Raw genomic sequence first — 532 nt, forward strand, 5'->3', positions numbered from 1 at the left:
TCTACCAGACGCCCAACGCGGCGGGGGCGACCAACTTCATGCTCCAGTCGGCGGCCAGCCTGCCGGAGGACTACGCCGTCGAGACCAAGCTGTCGGCGACCTTCACCGACGGCTACGCCCAGGGCGGCCTGCTCGCCTACGGCGACGACGACAACTACGTGAAGCTCGACGTCATCTCCGACACCGGGCAGGGCCGCATCAACCGGGTCGAGCTGCGCTCCGAGCTGGGTGGGGCCATCCAGGACCCGCAACCCCAGGTCGACCTGCCGGCCAACGTGACGTCGTACCGCCTGCGGCTGACCAAGGACGGGACGAGCTGGACCGGTGAGGTCGCTGTCGACAACGGCGACTGGCAGCCGGTGGGCACGGTCACCCACCCGACGTCCGACCTGGACCTCGGCCTGTTCGCCCTCGGCGTGCAGCAGCCCGGCCGGACCGCGTCGTTCGACTACTTCCGGCTCACCCCCGCAGCCGCGGAGAACCGGCCGCCGGTCGCCGACGACGACACCGCCACGACCTCGGCGGGGACGGC

1 protein-coding gene is annotated in these 532 nt (G+C 71.4%); it reads left to right on the top strand.

What is annotated here, in order from left to right:
- Positions 1 to 532, top strand: a 532-nt coding sequence (locus tag FB586_RS18905; RefSeq protein WP_136520870.1) for a beta-xylosidase family glycoside hydrolase, incomplete at both ends; no start/stop codon positions are given.

It is taken from the genome of Cellulomonas telluris (assembly GCF_004886325.1).
Lineage (GTDB): Bacteria > Actinomycetota > Actinomycetes > Actinomycetales > Cellulomonadaceae > Cellulomonas > Cellulomonas telluris.